The sequence below is a fragment of the Streptomyces sp. NPDC094147 genome (assembly GCF_044764265.1).
Lineage (GTDB): Bacteria > Actinomycetota > Actinomycetes > Streptomycetales > Streptomycetaceae > Streptomyces.
Genome location: NZ_JBIWHT010000003.1, coordinates 292,429 through 313,153 on the forward strand (window position 1 = coordinate 292,429; position 20,725 = coordinate 313,153).

15 protein-coding genes and 1 pseudogene are annotated in these 20,725 nt (G+C 71.5%); 11 read left to right on the forward strand and 5 right to left on the reverse strand.

The window, feature by feature from the left end; all coding sequences use genetic code 11:
* Nucleotides 1–123: 123 nt before the first annotated feature.
* Entirely contained in the window at nucleotides 124–792 is a 669-nt protein-coding gene (locus ACIQ8J_RS08830; protein ID WP_403268451.1) for an MOSC domain-containing protein, read from the reverse strand.
* 80 nt (nucleotides 793–872) lie between these two features.
* Between ACIQ8J_RS08830 and ACIQ8J_RS08835 the strand changes: the two genes are divergently transcribed.
* A complete protein-coding gene (locus ACIQ8J_RS08835) occupies nucleotides 873–1,766 on the forward strand; it encodes a LysR family transcriptional regulator (protein ID WP_403268454.1) in 894 nt (297 codons plus the stop codon).
* A 145-nt stretch (nucleotides 1,767–1,911) separates the two neighbouring features.
* Here ACIQ8J_RS08835 and ACIQ8J_RS08840 read toward each other — a convergent pair whose 3' ends face one another.
* On the reverse strand, nucleotides 1,912–2,241 hold the full coding sequence (locus ACIQ8J_RS08840) for a WhiB family transcriptional regulator (RefSeq protein ID WP_403268457.1): 330 nt from the start codon (nucleotides 2,239–2,241) through the stop codon (nucleotides 1,912–1,914).
* Between the two features lie 429 nt (nucleotides 2,242–2,670).
* Here ACIQ8J_RS08840 and ACIQ8J_RS08845 point away from each other — a divergent pair, with 429 nt between their 5' ends.
* The 7 genes and pseudogenes from ACIQ8J_RS08845 to ACIQ8J_RS08875 all read left to right on the forward strand — a co-directional run.
* Entirely contained in the window at nucleotides 2,671–3,282 is a 612-nt protein-coding gene (locus tag ACIQ8J_RS08845) for a response regulator transcription factor (RefSeq protein ID WP_003948568.1), read from the forward strand.
* Nucleotides 3,283–3,535: 253 nt separating this feature from the next.
* Nucleotides 3,536–4,120 carry a sigma-70 family RNA polymerase sigma factor gene (locus ACIQ8J_RS08850; RefSeq protein WP_403268459.1) on the forward strand — a complete coding sequence of 195 codons (585 nt, stop codon included), beginning with the start codon at nucleotides 3,536–3,538 and terminating at the stop codon, nucleotides 4,118–4,120.
* A gap of 140 nt (nucleotides 4,121–4,260) precedes the next feature.
* Nucleotides 4,261–5,766: an IMP dehydrogenase gene (guaB, locus tag ACIQ8J_RS08855; RefSeq protein ID WP_403268462.1), complete on the forward strand. Its 1,506-nt coding sequence runs from the start codon at nucleotides 4,261–4,263 to the stop codon at nucleotides 5,764–5,766.
* 107 nt (nucleotides 5,767–5,873) lie between these two features.
* Entirely contained in the window at nucleotides 5,874–6,998 is a 1,125-nt protein-coding gene (locus ACIQ8J_RS08860; protein ID WP_403268465.1) for a GuaB3 family IMP dehydrogenase-related protein, read from the forward strand.
* Nucleotides 6,999–7,180: 182 nt separating this feature from the next.
* A complete protein-coding gene (locus tag ACIQ8J_RS08865; protein ID WP_403268467.1) occupies nucleotides 7,181–7,387 on the forward strand; it encodes a hypothetical protein in 207 nt (68 codons plus the stop codon).
* Between the two features lie 660 nt (nucleotides 7,388–8,047).
* Nucleotides 8,048–8,731: a hypothetical protein gene (locus ACIQ8J_RS08870; RefSeq protein ID WP_403268470.1), complete on the forward strand. Its 684-nt coding sequence runs from the start codon at nucleotides 8,048–8,050 to the stop codon at nucleotides 8,729–8,731.
* A 593-nt stretch (nucleotides 8,732–9,324) separates the two neighbouring features.
* Nucleotides 9,325–9,851 (forward strand): annotated as a pseudogene (locus ACIQ8J_RS08875) (tyrosine-type recombinase/integrase); the annotation flags it as partial.
* Nucleotides 9,852–9,861: 10 nt separating this feature from the next.
* Here the strand turns inward: ACIQ8J_RS08875 and ACIQ8J_RS08880 are convergent.
* On the reverse strand, nucleotides 9,862–10,422 hold the full coding sequence (locus ACIQ8J_RS08880) for a hypothetical protein (RefSeq protein ID WP_403268473.1): 561 nt from the start codon (nucleotides 10,420–10,422) through the stop codon (nucleotides 9,862–9,864).
* 110 nt (nucleotides 10,423–10,532) lie between these two features.
* The gene (locus ACIQ8J_RS08885; protein ID WP_403268476.1) at nucleotides 10,533–11,777 is read right to left on the reverse strand and encodes a nucleotide sugar dehydrogenase; all 1,245 of its coding nucleotides are present in this window, start codon (nucleotides 11,775–11,777) and stop codon (nucleotides 10,533–10,535) included.
* A gap of 234 nt (nucleotides 11,778–12,011) precedes the next feature.
* Between ACIQ8J_RS08885 and ACIQ8J_RS08890 the strand changes: the two genes are divergently transcribed.
* Nucleotides 12,012–13,718 carry a glycerol-3-phosphate dehydrogenase/oxidase gene (locus ACIQ8J_RS08890; protein ID WP_403268479.1) on the forward strand — a complete coding sequence of 569 codons (1,707 nt, stop codon included), beginning with the start codon at nucleotides 12,012–12,014 and terminating at the stop codon, nucleotides 13,716–13,718.
* Here the strand turns inward: ACIQ8J_RS08890 and ACIQ8J_RS08895 are convergent.
* Entirely contained in the window at nucleotides 13,715–14,791 is a 1,077-nt protein-coding gene (locus ACIQ8J_RS08895) for a serine hydrolase domain-containing protein (RefSeq protein ID WP_403268482.1), read from the reverse strand. The two genes, ACIQ8J_RS08890 and ACIQ8J_RS08895, sit on opposite strands and share 4 nt — an antisense overlap.
* Nucleotides 14,792–15,060: 269 nt before the next feature.
* Between ACIQ8J_RS08895 and ACIQ8J_RS08900 the strand changes: the two genes are divergently transcribed.
* The gene (locus tag ACIQ8J_RS08900; protein ID WP_403268485.1) at nucleotides 15,061–17,727 is read left to right on the forward strand and encodes a protein kinase; all 2,667 of its coding nucleotides are present in this window, start codon (nucleotides 15,061–15,063) and stop codon (nucleotides 17,725–17,727) included.
* A 196-nt stretch (nucleotides 17,728–17,923) separates the two neighbouring features.
* A complete protein-coding gene (locus ACIQ8J_RS08905) occupies nucleotides 17,924–20,638 on the forward strand; it encodes a protein kinase (RefSeq protein ID WP_403268487.1) in 2,715 nt (904 codons plus the stop codon).
* Nucleotides 20,639–20,725: the final 87 nt, after the last annotated feature.

Here is a 20,725-nt window from a genome sequence, read left to right on the forward strand (position 1 = left end):
ACGCGCACGTTAGTGCCCCGTCGGCGGTGCGGTGACCGCCCCCGACCTGCCCCTGACGGGTCTCGACCCCATGAACTGCCCCAATCCCGACAGTTCTTCCGTCGCCGGGCCCGGCGACGTCCGCTACGAGGCCTGCTTGGCCAGGTATTTACGTACGGTCTCGTGCGCCTGGGGCTCCATGGCCTCGCCCGCCGCGAGGGTGCGCGGCAGCAATTCCCGCTCGGTCGTGAACGCCCGGAACCAGAACGAGACCGAGACTTCGTGATCCGGTCGTTCGATCACCTCGATGGCGTCGCCCGCACGGATCTCACCGGGTTCGATCACCCGCAGGTACGCGCCCGGCACGGCCGCCTGTGTGAAGCGCTTGACCCAGCCCTTCTGATCCAGCCAGCCTGCAAACGTACGACAGGGAATACGTCCGGAGGCGACCTCAAGGACCACGTCCCGGCCGATCCGCCAACGCTCGCCGATCCGGGCGCCGTTCACATCGATGCCGTACGTCGTGAGGTTCTCGCCGAACGAGCCGTTCGGCAGTTCGCGGCCGAATTCCTTCGCCCAGACGTCGAGGTCCTCACGGGCGTAGGCGTAGACCGCCTGGTGGTCACCGCCGTGATGGCGCAGGTCGCAGACGTCGTCGCCCTCGACGCCGCTGCCGCCCACGCCCTTGGGTCCCGGAGCGAACACGCGGACCGGTGTGGTCACCGGCCGCTTGTCGATGCCGGTGACGCCGCCCTTGGTGTCGGTGTAGTCGACGGCCGTCGCGCGGCCCAGGTTCACAGACAGAAGCTCCATAAGGGAACGCTAACCGAGCCAAACCCAAAGCTGCGACTGGATTTTCCCTGCGAGATCCAAGATTCGCTTATGCTGAAGGAATGATCGAGGCCCGTCATCTCCGTGTCCTGCGCGCCGTCGCCGCCACCGGTTCCTTCTCGGCGGCCGCCCGCGAGCTGGGCTGCACCCAGCCCGCCGTCAGCCAGCAGATGAAGGCTCTCGAATCCTCCGCGGGCACCCCGCTGCTGATCCGTACCGGCCGCGAGATGCGGCTGACCCAGGCCGGCGAGGTGCTGGTCCGGCACGCCGCCGGCATCCTCGCCGGGCTGACCGCCGCGGAGGAGGAGGTCGCCGCCATCGCGGGCCTGCGGGCCGGCCGGGTGCGCCTGGTCTCCTTCCCCAGCGGATCGTCCACGCTCGTACCGACCGCGCTCGCCGCCCTGCGCGCCGAGCACCCCGGCACCCGGGTCTCGCTGGTCGAGGCCGAGCCGCCGCGCTCGGTGGAGATGCTCCGCGAGGGCGACTGCGACATCGCGCTGGCCTTCCGGTACGGCTCGAACGCCACGGAGTGGGACGACCTGGTGGTGCGTCCACTGCTCGTCGACCGCCTGGTCGGTCTGGTCCCCGAGGGGCACGCGCTGGCCGAGGCGGGCACCGTCGCCATCAAGGACCTGGCCGGTGAGCCGTGGATCGCGGGCTGCCCGCGCTGCCGCCGTCAGCTGGTGGAGGTCTGCGAGGAGTCCGGTTTCACCCCGCGCATCGACTTCGCGACCGACGACTACCCGGCGGTGATCGGCCTGGTCGGGGCCGGGCTCGGCGTCGCGGTGCTGCCGGAGCTCGCGATCGAATCCGTACGGCCCAAGGGTGCGCGGACGGTGAGCGTCGAGCCCGCCGTCGAGCGGGAGATCGTGGCGCTGACCCTGCCCGACCTGGCCCGGGTCCCGGCCGTCGCGGCCACGCTGGACCAGCTGGCCCGAGCCGCCACGCGCGACTAGAGGGCGTCCGATGGATCAGGGGCCGCCCCGGTCATGCTCCGGCGGACACCCCTGAAGGCGGCGCCGATCGGGCGCCGCTTTGCCGACGCCGCTGGCCCAAACGGCGCAGGAACGTTTCTTCTGATCCGGTCCGATCCGGGGCTCCTCAGGTGGGCCCCAGGGTGCCCCCGGTCGGTGCGGCAGCCGTCACCAGGCGGTTGCGCGCCCTGCCCATGAGCTCTTCGCGCTCGTCCTCGGTGAGCCCGCCCCACACCCCGTAGGGCTCTCGTACCGCCAGGGCGTGGGCCGCGCACTGCGCACGCACCGGGCAGCGCATGCACACCTCTTTCGCCGAGCTCTCGCGCGCACTCCGTGCCGCGCCGCGCTCGCCCTCCGGGTGGAAGAAGAGCGAGCTGTCGACCCCACGGCAGGCCGCGAGGAGCTGCCAGTCCCACAGATCGGCGTTCGGTCCGGGAAGGCGGGAGAAATCTGCCATTGCTCTTGTCCCCTTGAAACCGTGCTGAGGCGGATGGGCGGGCCGGTACGGGACGGGTGCGCACGAGGGCTCATCCGAAACGTACGTACCGACGAAGGTACATCTCCTGTGTAAGTAGATGTAAATATGACTCATTGGGAATCTAGTCACAGACACCAGCAAAAGGGAAGAAAAGCCAGCTAAATGGGGCATACCTCAAAAAGTCTGGACGTCTTGCCCGCGAAGCTCTCCTGCGTGCGCGCTTCCTCACGTAGAGTGCCGAAGGTGCCCGTCCGACCCGTAACTCTTTCGAGTGACCATCGTTGAGAGTGCGGAGGCGATTGAAAGAACAAGCGCTCGGGCAGGTGTCCGAGGGCGTCAATCGCACAGGTGACACATGTACCCAGCCTGGAGGCTCAAGGTGACGCGCATCAGCTGCGGAGGGCGGCCATGACATCAGTCCTCGTCTGCGACGACTCCCCGCTTGCCCGCGAGGCGCTCCGCCGCGCGGTTGCGACCGTGCCCGGCGTCGAGCGTGTGACGACGGCGGCCAACGGCGAGGAAGTCCTCCGCCGCTGGGGTGCCGACCGCTCGGACCTGATTCTGATGGACGTACGCATGCCCGGTCTGGGCGGCGTGGAGACCGTCCGCCGGCTGCTGTCCGCGGATCCGGGCGCCCGGATCATCATGCTCACGGTCGCCGAGGACCTCGACGGGGTCGCGCTCGCGGTCGCCGCCGGAGCCCGCGGCTATCTGCACAAGGACGCCTCGCGCGCCGAACTGCGGGCGACCGTCACCCAGGCGCTCGCCGACCCGACCTGGCGGCTCGCCCCGCGCAGACTGCGGTCGGCCGAGATGGGCGCCGCGCCGACCCTCACCGCGCGTGAGATCCAGGTGCTCGAAGGCATGAGCCACGGCCGTTCCAACGCCGAGATCGGCCGTGAGCTGTTCCTGTCCGAGGACACGGTCAAGACGCATGCCCGGCGGCTGTTCAAGAAGCTCGGCGCGTCGGACCGGGCGCATGCCGTGGCGCTCGGTTTCCGCTGGGGTCTGGTGCGCTGACGGCGCTTGCACAGCCGGTCGGAGCCCCGTCCGCCGTTGGGCGGACGGGCCCGGTCGCCCCGCGAACGGCAGCAGTAGGTGTTGCTTCCGCCGCGATGCCGCATCCTTGTAGGTGTGGAGTTCCTCGGGGACAGGTCGGTCGAGCGGGAGGGGGGTGCAGGGGATGAGTTCCGGCGCACCCGCTCATAACGCTTCGGTGCACAACTACGGACGCGGTGCCACGGACAGGACGACGCCGGGGCACCATGGATCGATGCGGGACGACGAGGCTGCGGCCCACGGGGTCATCGGTGGACTCGTTCACCGTGCGGTCGACGGCGACGAGCAGGCCACGCACGATCTCCTCGCGCATGTTCACCCGCTCGCGCTGCGCTACTGCCGCACCCGGCTGAACCGCCTTCCGGGTGATGCTCGCCACTTCGTCGAGGATCTCGCCCAGGAAGTCTGCGTCGCCGTGCTGATGGCGCTGCCGCGCTACCGCGACACCGGGCGGCCCTTCGAGGCCTTCGTCTTCGCCATCGCCTCGCACAAGGTCGCCGACCTCCAGCGGGCCGCGATGCGCCACCCCGGGTCGACGGCCGTGCCGTCCGACGAGATGCCGGAGCGGCCCGACGACTCGCTCGGCCCCGAGGAGCGCGCCCTGCTCAGCAGCGACGCGGCATGGGCCAAGAAGCTGCTCGCCAACCTGCCGGAGAACCAGCGCGAGCTCCTGGTGCTGCGGGTCGCCGTCGGCCTCACCGCCGAGGAGACCGGGCAGATGCTGGGGATGTCACCGGGTGCGGTCCGAGTGGCCCAGCACCGCGCGCTGAGCAGGCTGCGGGCACTCGCGGAGCAGTAGGCGCGCCCTATGTGCCCACGGGGAATGCGAAACCCGTGCGAACCTACAAAGAATCTCGATGATCTTGCTCGTGGAATGAGACACCCGCACAGCCCGTTAGCATGGACATCCGCACCGATCAAGGCCATGGGGAAGGTGTCATGACTGCAAACGTCGACGGAGTGCCCGAGAAATTCGCGACGCTCGGGCTGACATACGACGACGTGCTGCTGCTGCCGGGCGCGTCCGACATGGCGCCCGACCAGATCGACACCTCTTCGTACCTCTCGAAGAACGTCAAGGTGAACGTTCCGCTGCTCTCCGCGGCCATGGACAAGGTCACCGAGGCGCGGATGGCCATCGCCATGGCCCGCCAGGGCGGCGCGGGCGTACTGCACCGCAACCTCTCCATCGAGGACCAGGCCAACCAGGTCGACCTGGTGAAGCGCTCCGAGTCCGGCATGGTCACCGACCCGATCACGGTGCACCCGGACGCGACGCTGCGCGAGGCCGACGAGCTGTGCGCCAAGTTCCGCATCAGCGGTGTCCCGGTGACCGACCCGGCGGGCAAGCTGCTCGGCATCGTCACCAACCGCGACATGGCCTTCGAGTCGGACCGCAGCCGCCAGGTGCGCGAGGTCATGACTCCGATGCCGCTGGTCACCGGCAAGGTCGGCATCTCCGGCGTGGACGCCATGGAGCTGCTGCGCCGCCACAAGATCGAGAAGCTGCCGCTCGTCGACGACCAGGGCATCCTCAAGGGCCTCATCACGGTCAAGGACTTCGTCAAGGCCGAGAAGTACCCCAGCGCCGCCAAGGACAAGGACGGCCGGCTGCTCGTCGGCGCCGCCGTCGGTGTCGCGGGCGACGCCTACGAGCGCGCCCAGGCGCTGATCGCCGCCGGTGTCGACTTCATCGTCGTGGACACCGCGCACGGCCACTCCCGCCTGGTCGGCGACATGGTCGCCAAGATCAAGTCGAACTCCTCGGGCGTCGACGTCATCGGCGGCAACATCGCCACCCGTGACGGCGCCCAGGCGCTCATCGACTCGGGCGTCGACGGCATCAAGGTCGGCGTCGGCCCCGGCTCCATCTGCACGACCCGCGTCGTCGCCGGCATCGGCGTCCCGCAGGTCACCGCGATCTACGAGGCCTCGCTCGCCGCCAAGGCCGCGGGCGTCCCGGTCATCGGCGACGGCGGTCTGCAGTACTCCGGCGACATCGCCAAGGCCCTGGTCGCGGGCGCCGACACGGTGATGCTGGGCTCGCTGCTCGCGGGCTGCGAGGAGTCCCCGGGCGAGCTGCTCTTCATCAACGGCAAGCAGTTCAAGTCGTACCGCGGCATGGGCTCCCTCGGCGCCATGCAGTCCCGGGGCGAGCAGCGCTCGTTCTCCAAGGACCGGTACTTCCAGGAAGCCGTGTCCACCGACGACAAGCTGATCCCGGAAGGCATCGAGGGCCAGGTGCCCTACCGCGGCCCGCTCTCCGCGGTCGTCCACCAGCTCGTCGGCGGTCTGCGCCAGTCGATGTTCTACGTCGGCGGCCGCACCGTACCCGAGCTTCAGCAGAACGGCCGGTTCGTCCGGATCACCTCGGCGGGCCTCAAGGAGAGCCACCCGCACGACATCCAGATGACGGTCGAAGCGCCGAACTACAACAGGCGCTGACACCCGCAGAGCGCCCGAGGGCCGGTCCCGGAGTTCCCGGGGCCGCCCCTCGGACGTATGTCGGGGATACTGGGGCATGCAGACGTAGAGGGAAAGGCCCACACAACGTGACTGAGATCGAGATCGGGCGCGGCAAGCGCGGCCGCAGGGCGTACGCGTTCGACGACATCGCCATCGTCCCGAGCCGGCGCACCCGGGACCCGAAGGAGGTCTCGATCGCCTGGCAGATCGACGCCTACCGTTTTGAACTGCCCTTCCTGGCCGCCCCCATGGACTCCGTGGTCTCGCCGCAGACGGCGATCCGCATCGGCGAGCTCGGCGGCCTCGGCGTGCTGAACCTCGAAGGCCTGTGGACCCGGTACGAGGACCCGCAGCCGCTGCTCGACGAGGTCGCCGAGCTGGACGAGGCCGCCGCGACCCGGCGCCTCCAGGAGATCTACGCGGCCCCGATCAAGGAAGAACTGATCGGCCGGCGCATCAAGGAGGTGCGCGACTCCGGTGTCGTCACCGCCGCCGCGCTCTCCCCGCAGCGCACCGCCCAGTTTTCCAAGGCCGTCGTGGACGCGGGCGTCGACATCTTCGTCATCCGCGGCACCACCGTCTCGGCCGAGCACGTCTCCGGCGCGGCCGAGCCGCTCAACCTGAAGCAGTTCATCTACGAGCTGGACGTCCCGGTCATCGTCGGCGGCTGCGCCACGTACACCGCGGCCCTGCACCTGATGCGCACCGGTGCGGCCGGCGTCCTGGTGGGCTTCGGCGGCGGCGCCGCGCACACCACCCGCAACGTCCTGGGCATCCAGGTCCCGATGGCCACCGCCGTCGCCGATGTCGCCGCGGCCCGCCGCGACTACATGGACGAGTCCGGCGGCCGGTACGTGCACGTCATCGCGGACGGCGGTGTCGGCTGGTCCGGCGACATCCCCAAGGCCGTCGCCTGCGGCGCCGACGCGGTGATGATCGGCTCTCCGCTGGCCCGCGCCACCGACGCGCCGGGCCGCGGCCACCACTGGGGCATGGAGGCCGTCCACGAGGACGTGCCGCGCGGCAAGCTCGTCGACCTGGGCATCGTCGGCACCACGGAGGAGATCCTCACCGGTCCCTCGCACACCCCGGACGGTTCGATGAACCTGTTCGGCGCCCTGCGCCGCTCGATGGCGACGACCGGCTACAGCGAGCTCAAGGAGTTCCAGCGGGTCGAGGTCACGGTGGCGGACGCGCAGCACAAGCGCTGAGGTCAGGCACGCGGAAGAGGCCCGGATCGTGTGGCGATCCGGGCCCCTTCCGCGTGCGGTTTCGTGCGGTTTCGTACGGCTCCTCAGGCGGAGTTGGGGTGGACCGTCGATTGGCGGCGCCACGACGTCGGGCTCCAGGCGCGCCTGAAGTCCGGGCGCAGTTGGGGGAGATCATGCCGGGGATGACGTATCGCGGTGACGACATCGGACGCCGGCTGGCCCGTCGGCAACGCGACTTCGGCCGGCTCGACGAAGTGCAGCAGAAGCGACTCGCCGCGCTCGGCGTGCAACCGGCCGCACAGGCCCGTAAGGCGTCGGCGTCCGCCGGTGCGAAGACCGGGGCGGCGCGGAGTGTGGAGGCGCTCACGCGGGGCTTGGCGGCTCTTTGACCGGGGCTGGGGAGAGTCGTTGAGCCCGGGGCATATGGAGAGTGCACGAGGGGCCCGAGGTCTGACCATTCACAGCTCCGGGACCCGGGCACGCTCAAGAACGCGCAGGCCGGGCCGGGGCACCGGACCTGCGCGTCCATACCGGTGGCGTCCGCGGTCAAGACGTTCGCTTCTGTAGGTCCGTCGGTCTGTAGTCCGTCGGCGGACAGCGGGCGCACCAGCCCCCACCACTGCCCACAGCCCGGCCTCCTGCCCGGCCCTGGCGGGGCGCGCGGAGACGCTGCGGGGCGCGCTTCTGGCTGCTGCCCGGCCCCGTATCCGCCAGACAGGCCGGGGGCGCAGGGAGGTCCAGCCTGGACCCGTCAGCGGCTGGCTGCGCCTCGTCCCGTCAACGACTGCATGACCGAACGGTCACCCATGGCCGCAACAGCCACCGACGGCAACGATTTACATGGAGGCGCCTTCCGCATCGGGCTGCGAGCCCTCAAGGGGAAAGGGGCCGGGCGGGTGGCCGGCCATCAGCAGGCCAGCGAGGTGAGTGTTGGCCCGAATGAGGGCAATTGGTGACGTGTTGTGCATGTTCCTCGTTCCAAGGGGCGGCAGGTTTCCCCCATGGCGGGCCTGTCACCCCTCGCTGATCCACCGAATCGGAGCACAACCGTGATCAAGCAGATCCTCGCCGGAGCGGCATTCGCCACCGCTGCAACGATGGCCGTCGCCGCACCCGCCTCGGCCAACACGGCACCCCCGGCCCAGCCCCCCAAGACCCCCACCAACGCGCTCCAGAGCATCCTCGCCACCGCTACCGCCAAGGGCCCGACCACGAGCGGCACCGGCACCGGCTGCAACTGCGGCACCGGCAGCAGCACCGGCAACGGCGCCGTGAGCGGCATCACCGGCACCGTGAGCAGCGTCACTGGCACTGGCACTGGCACTGGCACCGGCACTGGTACGGGCGCTGGTACTGGCACCGGCACCGGCCCCGTGAGCGGCATCACCGGCACCGTGAGCAGCATCACCGGCACCGGCACCGGCACCGGCACCGGCACTGGCACTGGCGCCGTCACCGGCAACGGTGCCATGGGCGGCACCGGTGCCATGGGCGGCAGCGGCGCCTCGGACTTCAGTACCCGCAACGGCGACACCGTCATCACGGGCGAAGACGGAGACGGAGCGGGCGGCATCCTCAACACCTACGGCGCCTCGCTCGTGAACGTCGACGGACGCTGCCTGGTGCCGCTGCCCGAGGGCGAGGGCATCGGCGGACACGGCCTCGGTGGCCCCAAGGCCGCATGCAACCTCGCACCCGTCGACCAGTACCAGGCCCCGCAGAAGCTGCTCTGACATCCCATCGACCGCCCCTTGTACCGCCCGTAGCGTCCAGCGGGAGCAGCGCACCGTCGTCCCGCGCCGGCACACCGGACAGACCGTCATCGACGGCCAGGGCCATCACGTACGGCTTGTTGCGGTGGGTCTCCAACCAGAGGACCCACCGCGACGAACTGAACGAACAGTGGCTCGCACAGCTCGCCGAGCCCGGCATCGACTGGGCATAGGAAGCCGGGGGCCTGCGGAGCGTCGTTGAACCAGGCGATCGATGAAGTGCACGAAGGGCCCCGGGGCAGGACATCCCCCGGGGCCCTTTCGCGCGCAATGCCCCCGGTCGGACGGAATTTGCTGTGCGGCCCGTGCGGCGTGGCGGGCGGGCCGATACGGACGTCGTGCACGGCCTGGTGGACGATGGCTCGCATCGCGTCCGCATCCACAACCCGGCCGCCGCTCCGGGCCGGGACAGCCAGGCGCCGGGTAATACACGTCCGCGACCTGGTCAACACGGCCGGCAACAGCCAGAAGAGCCCGCTGGGACAGCCCGAAGCCGACCGCCACCGCCATGTCCGCGCTGTCGCCACTGCCGAGGGCTGTCTCGCGTGCGGGACGGCGCGCTCCGCGTCGAGCGGCAGCGCCTCCAGTCCGGCCCGGTCGGGCTTCCGGAGGCGGGCAAGTCGCGGCGCGTGGTCCCGGTCGGCGAGGTCGTCATCGACGCTGTCCTCGCGCATCTCGCCGTACGGGCCTCGAAGGAGTGGCTGTTCACGACGGAGGAGGGGGCGCCCCTCAACTACCGTCGCTGGAGGGCCGGATGGAACTGTGCCCGCAAGGCGCTCCAGGCGGCGGAGGGCACGGCGGCCGGGCGCGAGGGCCGCAAGCCCGTCACGCTGCCGCACATTTGACGCACGACCTGCGGCACTTCCTCGCCTCCGCCCTCATCGCCGGCGGGGCAGGCGTCAAGCAGGTCCAGCTCGTTCTCGGCCATGCATCCGAGTCATCACCTTGCGGACCTGTGCGCACCTCTGGCCGGGAAAAGAAGACCGCACCCGGGCCGTCAATGGACGCCGTTCTCGGCGGCCTGCGGACCGGGTGCGGACCAGTGGCCGACTCGACCCGCGAAAGTGCAGGTCAGACGGCCCAGACGGAGATCAGGCCTTCTTGGCGCCCGAGAAGGAGGCCACGGCGGCGATCGCGAAGAAGAGGAAGGTGAGCGGGTCGACGCCTGCCTTCCAGGCCTCGTTCAGGAGGCCGAAGTGCTGGAAGAACATCTCCGAAACGGTCAGCGGGAGCTCCTTGGAGGCGATGATCGCCTCGCCGAGGAGCTGGCCGAAGTAGACGGCGACCAGTGAGAGCACCGCGCCGAGAACGGGCAGGGCGGGGCTGCGGCCGCCCGCCTTGCCGGCGGCGAAGCCGATCAGGAAGCCGACGCCCACGGCCGCGTAGCCGATCTCGTGCTTGGTGGCGCCGATGATCGCACCGTAGATGCCCGCGGTGACGACGGCGGCGACGATCGCGGCGATCAGTCCGAGCGCGAAGTTTTCCCGCACCGGAGCGGCCGGCGGAGCCATCGGGGCCATCGGGTAGCCGAAGGCTCCCTGCGGCTGCTGGGTCTGGCCGAACGGGCCGGGCTGCTGGCCGGGCTGCTGGACCTGGCCGAACTGGCCCGGCTGCTGGCCCGGCTGCTGTGGCGGCGGAAAGGGCTGGCTCATCTTCGTGTTCCCCCCTGAAACATGGACAAGCGCACGAATGTGCGATTGAGCGGCCCCGAAGATTAGCAGCCCGTAGCGCCGGCGTCATAAGAAATATGTAAGGCCCTGAATCAGAGCCGGTGGGCGGCTCCGGCCGGGGTCGCGCCGCGGGTGTCCAGAAGGAGCTGTGCCTTGACGGCGAGACCCTGGAGGTCATACGTGCGGTGGTGCTGGAGCAGCACCGTCAGATCGGCGTGGGCGGCCGCCTCGTACAGCGAGTCCGCGCGCGGAACCGGCTGGTCGCGCACCCGCCAGGTGGGCACGTGCGGATCGTGGTACGTGATCTGCGCGCCCAGGTCCAGCAGCCGGCCGGCGATCTCGTGGGCGGGGGAGCCCTCCTGGTCGGCCGAGTCCGGCTTGTAGGTGACGCCGAGCAGGAGGACGCGGGCGCCGCGGGCCGACTTGCCGTGCTCGTTGAGGAGCGTGGTGGAGCGCTGGATGACGTAGCTCGGCATGTGCGCGTTGATCTCGCGGGCCAGGCCGACCATGCGCAGGCCCGCGTACGGGAGCGGGGCCGGGTCGAGCGGGATGCCGTGGCCGCCGACTCCAGGGCCCGGCCGGAACGCCTGGAAGCCGAACGGCTTGGTCTCCGAACAGCGGATGACATCCCAGAGATCGACGCCCATGTCGTGGCAGAGCACGGCCATTTCGTTGACCAGGGCGATGTTGACGTGCCGGAAGTTGGTTTCGAGGAGGTGGGACATCTCGGCCTCGCGCAGGCCCCGGGCGCGGACCACCTTGTCGGTGAGCCGGCCGTAGAACGCGGCGGCCGATTCGGTGCAGGCGGGGGTGAGGCCGCCGATGACCTTGGGGATGGCCGCGTATCCGTGGGTGCGGTTGCCGGGGTCGATGCGGCTGGGCGAACAGGCGAGGTGGAAGTCGCGCCCGGCCCGCAGGCCCGAACCCTCTTCGAGGAGCGGGCGCAGGAACTCCTCGGTGGTGCCGGGGTGTCCGGGCGACTCCAGGATGACGGTGGTGTGCGGGCGCAGCCGCCCGGCGAGCGCTCGGGCCGCTTCGGCGACGGCGCCGAGGTCGAGGGTGCGGTCGGCGGCGAGGCGGGTGGGCGCGCAGATGACGGCGGTACGGACCCGGCCGAGCTCGGCGGGGTCGGTGGCGGTCCGGAAGCCCCCCGAGAGCATCCGGCGCAGATCGGCGGGGGTGAGCGAGCCGTCGACCGGGGTGCGTCCCGCGGTGAGTTCCGCGACGGCGTGCGGATCCGTGTCGTGGCCGACGGTCTGGATGCCGGCGGCGACGGCGGCTTGGGCGAGCGGCAGGCCCAGGTGGCCGAGTCCGATGACGGCGAGGTCTGCGGGCATGTGGCCGTCCTTTCCCTTAGCCGGAGGGGACATGGAGCGCAAGCCCTGTGGACAGAACGGGCGTGCGGAATGTCAGACTAGGAGGAAATATGACTGATTTGCGGCATTGTGGGGGTGAGGCAGCGCGAGTGTTGTCCACAGGCGGTGGCCGATGTCGGTGGTCCCGTCCAGAATCGAGGTTGTGAGCCAGACCACCCGGTCTGCGGAACCACCCCGATCAACGGGAGGCAAGCCGTGAGGACAGCGACACTGGGACCCGAGCAGCGCGCACACGCACTCGCCGCCATGGCCGAGCGCGAGCTGGACGTGCTGGTCGTGGGCGCGGGGGTGGTCGGCGCGGGCACGGCCCTCGATGCGGCGACCCGGGGCCTGGCCACCGGTCTGGTCGAGGCGCGGGACTGGGCATCGGGCACATCGAGCCGCTCCAGCAAGCTGATCCACGGCGGGCTGCGCTATCTGGAGATGCTCGACTTCGCCCTCGTGCGCGAAGCGCTCAAGGAGCGCGGCCTGCTTCTGGGACGTCTTGCCCCGCACCTGGTGAAGCCGGTGCCGTTCCTCTACCCGTTGCAGCACAAGGGGTGGGAGCGGCTCTATGCCGGATCGGGCGTGGCGCTCTACGACGCGATGTCGGTGTCGTCCGGGCACGGCAGAGGTCTGCCGACGCACCGTCACCTGAGCCGTCGCCACGCGCTGCGCGTCGCCCCCGCATTGAAGAAGGACGCGCTGGTGGGGGCCTTGCAGTACTACGACGCGCAGATGGACGACGCCCGATATGTGACCACCCTGGTGCGCACCGCCGCCTCGTACGGCGCACACGTCGCCAACCGGGCCCGCGTGGTGGGCTTCCTGCGCGAGGGCGAACGCGTTGTCGGTGCCAGGGTGCAGGATGGAGAGGCGGGCGGGGAGTACGAGGTCCGCGCCAAGCAGGTCGTCAACGCGACCGGGGTGTGGACCGACGACACCCAGGCGCTGATCGGAGAGAGGGGGCAGTTCCATGTACGGGCCTCGAAGGGCATCCACCTGGTGGTGCCCAAGGACCGGATCCACTCGAATACCGGGCTGATCCTGCGGACCGAGAAGTCCGTGCTGTTCGTCATCCCCTGGGGCCGGCACTGGATCATCGGCACCACCGACACCGACTGGGATCTCGACAAGGCGCACCCGGCCGCGTCCAGCGCCGACATCGACTACCTCCTGGAACATGTCAACTCGGTCCTCGCGGTGCCTCTGACCAGGGACGACGTCCAAGGTGTGTACGCCGGTCTGCGACCGCTGCTCGCCGGGGAGTCGGACGCCACCAGCAAGCTCTCGCGCGAGCACACGGTCGCGCACCCGGTGCCGGGGCTCGTGGTCGTGGCGGGCGGCAAGTACACGACGTACCGGGTGATGGCGAAGGACGCCGTCGACGAGGCGGTGCACGCGCTCGACCAGCGGGTGGCGGCCTGCGTCACCGAGGACATCCCGCTGCTCGGTGCCGAGGGGTACCGGGCGCTGTGGAACGCCAGGGCCAGGATCGCGGCCAGGACCGGGCTCCATGTGGTGCGCGTGGAGCACCTGTTGAACCGGTACGGCTCGATGGCCGAGGACCTGCTTGAGCTGATCACCGCCGATCCCTCGCTCGGCGAGCCGCTCGGCGCGGCGGACGACTACCTGCGCGCGGAAGTCGTCTACGCCGCCTCGCACGAGGGCGCCCGCCACCTCGACGACGTGCTGACCCGGCGGACCCGGATCTCGATCGAGACCTTCGACCGGGGGACGCGCTCGGCCAGGGAGTGCGCGGAGTTGATGGCGCCGGTGCTCGGCTGGGACAACAAGCAGATCGAGAAGGAGGTGGAGCATTACGAGAAGCGGGTGGAGGCCGAGCGGGAGTCGCAGCGCCAGCCGGACGACCTGACGGCGGACGCGGCCCGCCTCGGGGCGCCGGACATCGCACCGGTCTAGGGGGCGACCGCCCGGGGGAGCCGGGGGCGGGGCGGCGCTGGGCAGAACTCGGCGTCGAGCAGGGCGAGTTCGAGGGAAGGCTGGGTGAGGCCGTCGGTGTTGATGCGGAAGACGGCGGTGTGGCGGCCGTCCGGGGTGGCCGCGGCGCGGACGTAGCTGCCGGAGATGCGGCCGTTGTGGCCCCACACGGTCAGGCCGCAGGAGAGCCGCGCGGGATAGATGCCGAGGGCGTAAATGCCCTGGGCGGCGGTGGTGCTGAGCAGTTCGCGCTGCTGGGCCGCGGGCAGCAGCGCGCCGCGCAGCAGGGCCGCGTAGAAGCGGCTGAGATCGGCGAGGGTCGAGATCAGCTCGCCGGACGCGCCCGCCTGGCGCGGGTCGAGTTCGGTGACGTCCTTGCCGTCGGGGGCGTAGGCGCGGCCGTGCGGATCGGGGAGCGTGCTGCGGGCGCCCGGGAAGGAGGTGCCGGTGAGACGGAGCGGGGTGATGATGCGGCGTTCGGCCTCGGTGGCGTAACTGCGGCCGGTGACCTGCTGGATGACCAGGCCGAGCAGGACGTAGTCGGTGTTGGAGTAGGCGTACCTGCCGGGGTGCCCGGGGGAGTGGGCGAGGGCGGTGCGGATCGCTTCGGAGGGGGTGAGTGGAACCGGAACGGTGGTGTCCGCCGTGTAGTTGAAGAGACCGCTGGTGTGGGAGAGCAGGGAGCGCAGGGTGAGGTGGCGGCCGTCGTTGCCATGCCCGCGCACCAGGCCGGGCAGATACCGGTCCACGGTGTCGTCCAGGGCGAGCCGGTGCTCGGCGGCCAGCTGGAGGACGACGGTGGCCACGAACGTCTTGGTGATGCTGCCCGCCCGGAAGCGGTCGTCGCGGCCGAGGCCGGAACCGGCGGTGCGGTACCGGGTGCCCGACGGATCCTCGGCGAGCAGCGCGGCTGCCGGGGCGCCTGCGGCGGTGACCAGCCGGGCGAGTGCGGTGTGCGAGGGGGAAGGGGTCGGCTCGCCGGGCAGCGGGGTCGTGCCGAGGGCGCACAGGGCCGTGGCCAGCGGCGCGACGAGCAGCGCCCGGAGCGTCGGCATGGCGGGCTTCCCTTCTTCGGAGCCATCTTGGCGGACGGCGGACCCGGGACCATCACCGGTCCCGGCGTGAGGGACAATGGGGGCTCTGCCAGGGCGGGTTACGGGCCTCGTGCGGACGCCGAGTTCGAGAACGGCTCCGATGCGGGTCGGCACCCGGCAGGACAAAGCAGGTCGGAGCGGTGAGCCGGGCCGCCTCCATGAGGGCAGGTCGCGGCAGGCCGCGGGCCGAGGCCGGCGCGGGCGAAGATCAGGAATCGCAGAGGGGACGCATGTCGGAGGCGGAGCAGTCGCGGGAACCCCAGCGGGACGAGCGACAGGAACCGGGGGCGTCGTCGGCGCCCGCAGAATCTGCCTTGGGCGAGGCGGGCACGGGGGCTGGGCGGCGCCCGGCGGCCAAGGCTGACGCCGCCGCCCCGGCCGACCGGGCGGACAAGCCTGCTCCCAAGTCCGGCGAGGGCGCGGCTTCGGACACCGGTAAGGCGGACCGGGCCTCCGTCGCCGAGCGCGCGGATACCGGTGCCGGGAAGGGTGCCGCTGCGGCCAAGTCCGGTGCGGGGTCGGCGGAGGCGAAGCCCGGCGCGGGCGAGGCCAAGTCCGGTACTCCTACGACGGGTGCGAAGCGGGATGCCGCCGCCCCGAAGCCCAAGCCGGACCCCCGGACCGCGGGGGCCAAGCCGGGTGCTGGTGCGTCTGACACGAAGCCTGCCGGCACGGCTGACGTGAAGCCCGATGACAAGGGTGCCGAGTCGAAGCCTGCTGCCAAGGCTGACGCGAAGCCGGTTGACATGGCCGCCGAGCCCAAGCCCGCTGCCAAGGCTGACGCCAAGCCCGCTGACACGGCTGGCGAGTCCAAGGCTGACGCCAAGCCTTCTACCGGGGCCGCCGAGTCCACCCCTGCTGCCAAGTCCGCCGAGCCCAAGCCTGTTGCCAAGGGCGACGCCAAGCCCGGTTCCAACGCCGGCGAGTCCAAGTCGGGGTCTGCGGCTGCCGAGGCCGAGCCCGTTGGCGTGGGCGTGGGGGGCAAGCGGGATGGGCTGCAGGTTGCCCGGGGTGGGGAAGGGCGGTTGCTCGCTGGGCGGTATCGGCTCGGCGGGGTGCTCGGGCGGGGCGGGATGGGGACCGTCTGGCGGGCCGTGGACGAGACGCTCGGCCGGACCGTCGCCGTGAAGGAACTGCGGTTCCCCTCCAGCATCGACGACGAGGAGAAGCGCCGGCTCATCACGCGCACCCTGCGCGAGGCCAAGGCGATCGCCCGGATCCGCAACACCGCCGCGGTGACCGTCTACGACGTCGTGGACGAGGACGACCGGCCCTGGATCGTCATGGAGCTGGTCGAGGGCAAGTCCCTCGCCGAAGCGGTGCGCGAGGACGGCACGCTGACGCCCCGAAGAGCCGCCGAGGTGGGGCTCGCGATCCTCGACGTATTGCGTTCCGCACACCGGGAAGGCATCCTGCACCGCGACGTCAAGCCGTCCAACGTGCTGATCGCCGAGGACGGACGGGTCGTGCTGACCGACTTCGGCATCGCGCAGGTGGAGGGCGACCCCTCCATCACCTCCACCGGCATGCTCGTCGGCGCGCCCTCGTACATCTCGCCCGAGCGGGCCCGCGGCCACAAGCCCGGCCCCGCCGCCGACCTCTGGTCGCTGGGCGGGCTGCTGTACGCGAGTGTGGAAGGCGTGCCGCCGTACGACAAGGGCTCGGCGATCGCGACGCTGACCGCGGTGATGACCGAACCGGTCGACCCGCCCAAGAACGCGGGGCCGTTGCTGGAGCAGGTCATCTACGGTCTGCTCGCCAAGGACCCGGCGCAGCGGCTCGACAATGCCGCCGCGCGCAAGCTGCTCACCGAGGTGGTGAACGCCCCGGACCGGCCGGCCGCCGCGCCCGAGCCGGAGTCGCCCGAGGCGACCCGGGTGGTTCCGCTGCCGCCGATCCCCGGCGAGCCGAAGAGCGACGCGACCGTCGACCGGATGCGGGGCGCGCTCAAGTCCGTACGCAACGCGGCAGCCGAGGCGAAGGCCTCGGCCAAGGAGAAGGCGCAGGGCGTCAAGGAGGCGCGGGACGTCCGCACGAAGGCGGTGCCCGTGCGGCCGAAGTCGGCTTCGCCGTCGGGTCCGGCCGCGCCGCCGCGCGCCCCGCTCACCGATGTCGTGCCGCGCCGCACCCTCGTGATCATCGCGGTCGTGGCGGCGCTCGCCGTGCTCGGCACGGTGCTCGCCGTCGCGTTCAGCGGAGGAGACGATTCCGCAGGCAAGCCCCAGGGCGGCAAGGCCGTGTCCAGCGGGCCCGCCACCGGAGGCTCACCGGCGAGCAGCAAGAGCGGGTCCGGCGGCAAGAACGGGACCGGCGGCGAGCAGTCCTCCGGCGGGAACTCGCCGTCGGGCAACGGCTCCCCGGCGACGGCCGGACAGGGCGACGGCACGAGCGGCGACGGCAAGACCGGCGACAGCAGCGGTGGCGGCACCGGTAACGGCGACGGCAGCAAGGGCGGTGCGGCGGGCACTCCGGCCACCACCCCGTACCACCACAGCCAGGGCTTCACCATAGGCCTGCCCGCGGGCTGGTCGTACAAGTCGACCGACGACGCGGGCGCCCGCTTCACCGGCCCCAACGGGCAGCGCCTCCTGATCGGCTGGACCGACACTCCCAAAGCGAACCCGGTGGCGGACTGGATGAGCCAGGAGTCGTCCATGACGAGGCCCGGCTACAAGCGAGTCAGGATAGCCGGGGTGGATTACCGGGGCTGGCCCGCCGCCGACTGGGAATTCACCTACAACGACAGCTCAGCGAAGTACCACTCGGTGGACCGGGGATTCGTCGTCAGCACCAGCCAGGGCTACGGAATCATGTTCTCGGCCAAGGACGAGGACTGGGCGAAGCCGGAGACCCAGCAGACGCTGGCCGCGCTCTTCGCCACCTTCCAGCCCAGCTGACCCGCCCGTGGCCCGGGGGGCTGCCCCGCCCGGGAAACGGGTATCCCCCGGACGTGATGCGGCGGGGCCACGTATCGTGAGAGTTCGCGGACCGTACGCAGCCGCACATGGCCGGTAACCGACCGGAATTGACGGATTGTGGCGAGGCTGCGGGGCTGATGAGGTCCGGGGGAACAGCGCGCTGTGGGGAGGCGTCGTGGACGACTACGCGGGCCGGGTGCTCGCCGGCCGCTATCGGCTGCCGCTGCCCTCCGAAGACGCGTACGAACAGGCCGATACGCGCGCCTTCGACACGTACAGCGGGCAGGAAGTCCTGGTGCGCCAGGTGCCGTTGCCGGAGGTCGTCGACGCGGAGGTGCTCGACGGCGACGACGGCTCCGGGGACGGGTACGGGACGCCCGACGCCTATATGAGCGGGGGCGGATACGGTGCCGCGCCCGGCTACGGACGGACCACCCGCAAGCCCGCCGAGCCCGCCGTGCGCCGGGCCGTCGAGGCGGCGCAGGCCGCCGCGCAGATCCCCGACCACCCCCGGCTGGACCAGGTCTTCGACGTGTTCGCGGAGGACGGTTCGCTGTGGATCGTCAGCGAACTCGTCGCCGCGCGCCCGCTGTCGGCGCTGCTCGCCGAGCGGCCGATGAACCCGTTCCGCGCGGCGGAGGTCGCCTCCGACGTGCTGACCGCGCTGCGGGTGCTGCACGCGCACGGCTGGACGCATCGCAACATCACCGCCCGTACGGTGTTGATATGCGACGACGGGCGGGTCGTGCTGACCGGGCTCGCGGTCGGGGCGGCGGAGGAGGCGCTGTGCGGGTACGTCACCGTGCCGCTCCCGCCGGACAGCGACGGCTTCGACGAGACGCTGCCGTACGCCGCTTCGGCGCCGGAACCCGAGCCGGACCCGGAGCGGGACCCCGAGCCGGAACCGCGGCCCGCGCCGCCCGGGGCCGGAGCGCGGGCCGGGGTGATCGCCGCGTACCGGGCGGGCGCCAGGGCCGCGGCGCGCACGGGTGCGGACGGCTCGCTTCCGGTCCAGCGCCCGGCGCCGGACCTCGCGCCCCCCGCCTCGGCCGAGTCCCCCGCCTCGCCCGAACAGGGCGCCCAGGCCGGGCTGGAAGGAACATGGACCGGCCCCGACGGCTCCGGCGACCAGGGCATCTACGACCCCGTACGCGGTGTGCGAGTGCCGAGCGGGGCCGCCGCGAGCCCGTACGCCGAGGACGAGGGCCCCGACTCCGGCCGCACCCGCCGCCAGTACGACCCGGTGACCGGCCGCTGGGTCCCCCGGCCCGCACCGCGCCAGCCCAATGCCGACGGCCCCAACTCCCAGCGCACTCAAGGGAATTCGGAACCGAGCCACTCCGCGCTGCCGGCCGCAGGGACGGGCCCCGACGCCCGCACTCCCGCACTGCCGCCGGCCCCCCGGACCCCCGCGCTGCCGCCCGGTTTCCGGGCCGACGCCTTCCGTGCCGACTCCCAGCGTCGGCCGCACCCCAGCACCCCGCTGCCCACCCCGGCCGAAGACCGGACGGCCGCACGGGAAGAGGGCCGCAGGGCCGCACAGGGATGGGGCATAGCGCGGGAACAGTCGCCCGCACTGGCCCGGACCCACGACTCCTTGCCCGTTCCGGCCCGGGAGCAGGCGCCCGCCCCCTACCGCGGCCCCGCCACCCGCCTGGCCGCCGAGCGGGCCCGGCACACCCGGATGGTCGTCGTCGGGGCCGTCACCGAGCGGTGGGCGCCCGAGCAGGGCGGGCCCATACACGAGAACTGGCGGCTCGCGCCGCCCATCGGGCCCGCCACCGACCTCTGGGCGCTCGGGGCGCTGCTGTTCCGCGCGGTGCAGGGCCATGCCCCGTACCCCGAGGAGAGCGCGGCCGATCTCGTGCAGATGGTGTGCGGGGAGCCGCCCGCGTTCGCCGAGGAGTGCGGGCCGCTGCGGCCCGTCGTCGAGTCGCTGCTGCGCCAGGACCCCACCGAGCGGCCGGAGTTCGAGGAACTGCGCGGCTGGCTGCGCTCGCTGGTGCGTTCGGCGCCGGAGCCGGAGGCGGGCACCCGCATCGCCGCGCCGATGGTGCCCGACGCCAAGCGGCTGCCCGTGCTGCGCCGCCGGGGCGAACTCGTACGGCGCAGACGGCGATCCGCCGCCCCTCCCGTCGAGCACGGGCGGCACCGGCAGCACCGGCCCGCGCCGCAGAGCGGGAGGCCCAGATCGCTCGGCCGGCTGCTGCTGGTGCTGGTCCTCGTGCTGCTGTCCGCGGCGATCGCGTACGCCGTGCTGTTCATGCCCAAGTCGGGCTCCGCGCAGAACACCGGCAGCGCCACCCCGCCGCACTCGTCAGCGCAGGCGAGCCCCGGTCCGCAGCCCGGGGGCAGCGCCCAGGTGCCCGCGCACGGAGGCACCCCGCCCTCCCGGCAGACGCAGACCACCGGCGGCGACGGGTCGAGCCCCGGCCCGGTCGCCGGTTACGCCGTGCGCAACGACGCCGAAGGCTTCCAGGTCGGCGTCGACAAGAGCTGGCAGCGGCAGTCGATGAACGATGCCGGGCAAGTCCGTTATGTCGGAGGTGACTTCACGCTGATCGTCGTTCCCGGGCGGGACTCGGTGAAGGACAACGGCTCCGATCCGCTGGTCTACCAGGCGGACAAGGAGCGCGAACTCCAGCCCTTCCGGGACTCCAGCTGGTCCACGTCGAGCGGCCTGCGGCGGATCGATGTGGGGCAGCGGTCCATGGCCGAGGGGCAGTTCACCTGGCGGGACAGCAGCGGGATGCAGGTGTACGTCCGTAATCTGGCCATGATCATCAATGGCCGATATCACGTGGTCCAGGTCATCGGTCCGGAGGCGCAGCGCGACAAGGTCACGGAAATATATGGGCAGGCGACCGGCTCCTACCGGTCCACCCGCTGACCTCCCGTCACTCTGCGCAGTCCCCGAAATCGCCCTGACCGCACGGGAATCGGCGGTTTTGCGCGGTGCCCGGCAGGGGCGAAAGAC